Source organism: Zhongshania sp. (assembly GCF_041623545.1).
Taxonomy (GTDB): domain Bacteria; phylum Pseudomonadota; class Gammaproteobacteria; order Pseudomonadales; family Spongiibacteraceae; genus Spongiibacter.
Genome location: NZ_JBFJWS010000425.1, coordinates 1 through 1,979, shown reverse-complemented (window position 1 = coordinate 1,979; position 1,979 = coordinate 1). Strand labels below are relative to the sequence as shown.

The window sequence follows — 1,979 nt, the reverse complement described above, 5'->3', positions numbered from 1 at the left end:
TACCTCCAAATTTTCAGTTGCAGTGGCACCGTCCGCGTCTTCGTCCGCGCGCGCTTGCACCACAAAAACTGAATCGCCGTAAGACGTGTAATTAACTGCTGAACGAGGAATAACGGTGAGCACATTGTCGCCAGGCAGGGTAATGGTCACGGTGGCAAATAAGCCCGGCTTGAGTAGCATTTCAGAATTATCTAAACGTGCGCGTAAATCAAAATTACGGGTTTGCGGGTTCACCTTCGGTTCGATCGCCAATATCTGCCCCTGAAATACCTGATCGGGGTAAGCATCGACCAACACCGACACCGGCAGCCCTGCCTCTAAGGCAGAGAGGTAATGTTCTGGGAGCGAAAAGTCGACATTAATTGGATTTAGCTTCTGCAAGGTTACGATGGGCGCGCCCATGCCGAGGTATTGCCCAACGTTGACACGACGAATACCCAATTTGCCAGCAAAGGGTGCTGTCACCACTTTTTGCGCCAAGCGCCCTTTTTGGGCTTCCACGGCAGCCAGTGCCACATTGGTTTCAGCATCAGCCGTATCGAGCTCCGCTTTGGAGATCGATTTACCCTTGTATAATTGTGCTTTACGAGTCCGGTTTAGCTCAGCTAATTCCGCTTGAGCCTGTAAACGCTTAAGCTCACCCTCCTCACTCGCTGCCGACAAGGTGAGTAAAAGATCTCCTTTTTTGACGGTATCGCCAGATTCAAAGTGAATAGCGGAAACCACGCCATCAACTTCGGCAGTGAGGTCAGCACCGTTTACCGCCACCAAGCTACCCACTGCGGTGAGTCGGTTCGGCCATACCATGGTGCTTGCCTTAGCACTTGCAACCGTAACCGCTGGCGTCGGCATATTATTCATGTAGTCATTCATTGCTTTATTGCCAAACCACTTCATACCAAATACGCCGCCAAATACCACAGCGCTCAGCACAAGCATGATTACCATCCGCCTAGTCATATCACTTCCCTATTGGCTATAAATCAAGGACTACACCTATTACACCGCTGTGCACAAACTAAGACACAAGGTTAAAAAGCAATGCGGAAAAGTAGCACTGTCGGCTAAAAATATCGAGACTTAGGAAGCAATATTACGTTTGCGTAATCGGTATAGACTTATGTGCGGAGCTGTGAACACGGCCGCCAATCGAGGGATTGATCAAATTATGTACTGAGCTCGTAAATCAGAGTGCGCGCCGACAAGTGCCGCACTTGCCGGTTTACAATTTGATTTCTCGCTTGAAGTTTGATCTATAAACTCGCCCAATAAAACCCAAACATCCACAGAAACACAAAAGCCAACCAAGCGTCACACGTCAATTTTAGCCACTGTGGCCCATACTGAACTTCCATAAAATGACGAATTACCAAGCGCGCTTTAATTGCGGCGATAAGGAAAACGGTTGTCGTGATAATCCCATTGACTTGGAAGTTGTCGACTTGCCCCCGACCAACCCACCAGGAGGCAATAGAAATGGCAACCAAGAAGGCCCATACATAAGTTAGGCTATTACGAAGGTAAGTAGTCATCGTCTACCTCATTAAATAAAACAGTGCGAGTAATATCAGCCATAACAAATCAACCATATGCCAGTAGGTTCCACCGGCTTCAATGAACTTGATATTCGGCGCTGTCGAAACCCGCAAATCCCGCATCACAAAAGCCAGAATCACCAAGCCCAGAACCAAGTGGCAAAGGTGCAAACCGGTCATCAAGTAGTAATACATGAAGAACAGATTTTCACCCGGCGTCAGCCCAGCGTTAACTTTTGGCAGCCACTCCGCCATTTTCAACACCGGGAACAACAGACCCAATACAAAGGCGAAACCTATTAAGCGGTACGCGTGCTGGCGTTTACCGTGGCGGGCAGCTTCAGTACCGAGCGCCACGAACAGGGAACTAGTCAGTAGCACCACGGTATTACTGATCCCAATCCCTTGACTCAGGTGCTGTTGGCTCTCCAAAAACAGTGCCTG

At 48.9% G+C, this 1,979-nt stretch carries 3 protein-coding genes; all 3 read right to left on the bottom strand.

The features are described 5' to 3' along the window. Positions 1-960, bottom strand: a 960-nt coding sequence (locus ABYT30_RS18810; RefSeq protein ID WP_373098062.1) for an efflux RND transporter periplasmic adaptor subunit, incomplete at its 3' end; no start/stop codon positions are given. Between the two features lie 293 nt (positions 961-1,253). Continuing rightward, positions 1,254-1,532 carry a cytochrome C oxidase subunit IV family protein gene (locus ABYT30_RS18805; RefSeq protein ID WP_373098060.1) on the bottom strand — a complete coding sequence of 93 codons (279 nt, stop codon included), beginning with the start codon at positions 1,530-1,532 and terminating at the stop codon, positions 1,254-1,256. 3 nt (positions 1,533-1,535) lie between these two features. After that, positions 1,536-1,979, bottom strand: a 444-nt coding sequence (locus ABYT30_RS18800) for a cytochrome c oxidase subunit 3 (RefSeq protein ID WP_373098059.1), incomplete at its 5' end; no start/stop codon positions are given.